The 2,146-nt window shown below is 64.0% G+C and carries 1 protein-coding gene; it reads right to left on the reverse strand.

Features of this window, described 5'->3' with window-relative positions:
- Window positions 1-1,898 (reverse strand): alkaline phosphatase family protein (locus PMN64_RS42730; RefSeq protein ID WP_411785100.1); only part of this gene is annotated, 1,898 nt, incomplete at its 3' end.
- Between the last annotated feature and the right edge of the window lie 248 nt (window positions 1,899-2,146).

The following is a 2,146-nucleotide window of genomic DNA, read 5'->3' on the forward strand; positions in this document are numbered from 1 at the left end:
CTGATGCATTGTCCGGTTCCGGCGTCGCATTGCAGCGGCCGGGTCTCGACGACGGTGAAGATGCGCTGGTCCTTGAGTGAGTAGTTGAAGCGGGCATTGGGGTCGACCGCGTTCTTCACCGCGTCGGTGATCTGCGCCACCAGTGTGCGGTAGGTCGCGAGATCGACGGTGCCGCCGAGCTCGCGGTTCTGCAGGTTGATGTAGATGTCGGCGGCGGGGCCGGAGGTGCGGATCCCGACCTTGCTGGTGTCGATCCCGGCGTTGCGCAGGATGTTGGCGAGATTGACCGAGGTGTGGAACGGCGCGAAGCCGTGGTCCGACACCACGATCACGTTGCTGTCGCGGCCCGCCGCGTCGGCGATCTGCTTCACCGCTCTGTCGGCCGTCTGGTAGGCGAAACGGATGTAGGACGCGTATCGCTTGACCTTGGCGGCATCCTGGTTGGCACCGATCGAATTCGGGTCGGTCGGGTTGGTGCCCTGGCGGGGATCGGTCAGCAGGAACTGGTGTTCGGAGCCGTCGGGCTGCTCGATATAGACCATGACGAGGTCGGCGTCCGGATGGGTCTTGATCGCGCGCTCGCCGATATTGGCCTGGTAGCGCACGAAGGTCTTCACCATGTCCTCGAACATGGTCTCGATCTCGACGTCGGGGAAATTGGTGAAGCCCGGGCTCAGCCGCTCCGGAATGCGGAAGTCGGCCTGCGGACGCCAGAACCCGATGTTGTTGTTGATGTCGTCGACGTCGGCGAGAACAGGCGTGTTGCGCGGGATGTAGTTGGCGCCGTAGCGGGCGAAGCGCACCACCGAGAGATCGGGAGACAGCGCAGAGACGAAGTACGCGGCACCAACCTTCGCCCCGCTGCCTTCAAAGAAGAACGGTGCGTTCTCGCCGCCGAACTTGACATAGGCCGGTCCGGTCGACGGCGCGTGGAACGGGCCTGCGGTGATGCCGCGGTTGGCATCGAAGAACACCAGCGTGTCGTAGTTCACCTTACGATCGTTGGTGGTGTCAATCGCGGCGACACGGATCGAATATTTGACGTCGAGCGTCGAGGCGTTGGTGCAGGTCGCGGTTGCCGCGGCGGAGCAGGAGAACGTCTCGATCGGTGCCGAGGTCACCAGCACCGGGCTGAACGAGAAATGGCCGGCAGCCTGCAGCGCCGCCACGATGCTCGGGTCGGTCGTGAAGTCGCCTCGCGACAGCGAAAAGCCCTGGGCCCCAATGCCGCCGAACGCGCCGAACGGGACCGTGAAGTCGGTGATGCGGGTCGGCTGGGCCGGCTGCACCACGGTCTTGTTGATGGAGATGTCGGCGCCGTCGCCGCCGGGCCAGGTCGCCGTGACGACCTTCTTGCCCTGCTGGCGCAGCTGCACCCACAACGGCACCGCTGTCGGGTGCGGCGATGGCCCGAGCGGGCTCTCGCTGTAGCCGCCGATCGGCGCCGCAAAGCCGCTGATGCTGCCGGAGATCGGCCCGACGATCGGCTCGAACGTGTTCGAGGGGATGTCGTTGTGGACCGCCGTCGAACCGGTCGCGATCGCGATATGTGACACCGCGGTGAGCGACGGTGACGCCGTCACGTTCTGCAACGCCACTGCGCCGCGCCGGCTGAGCCGGGCGAGGCCGCCGTCGCGCGGCAGCACGCCTTCCTCGATGAACTTCTGGATGAAATCGGGCTTGGCACCGTCGAGCGAGATCATCACCACGCGCGGCTTGCGGCCATGATGACCACCGTCATGGTCCTGGTCTTGATCCTGATCGTGACCGCGAGCATCGCCAACGCCGCGATCATCATTATCGCCGTCTTGACCGGCGCGTGCCGCAGTTGCAGTCCATGCCAGCGACGCGACAAGCGACATCGCCGTCGTAACGGAAACGAAAGTCTTCAATTTCATGAGGATGCCCCAACATCGCTGCGCGAACGCACAAACGGAAACCGTTCAGCAATCTTCGGGGGCTTGCCTGACGCGCATGTGACGCGCGCGCGACGACGCAACGACAGTGCGTCGATGCGTCACAACCGCAGTTCGTATTGCCTCACGCGAAGAACGCGCGTGAACACAACGCGCTAAAGCGGGATGGGTTTAGGTTGAATCGATTTGGGATTCCCAAATCAGTGTGTTTCTGATTCACCATGCTGGCT

The sequence above is a fragment of the Bradyrhizobium sp. UFLA01-814 genome, assembly GCF_046718885.1.
GTDB classification, from domain to species: Bacteria; Pseudomonadota; Alphaproteobacteria; order Rhizobiales; family Xanthobacteraceae; genus Bradyrhizobium; species Bradyrhizobium elkanii.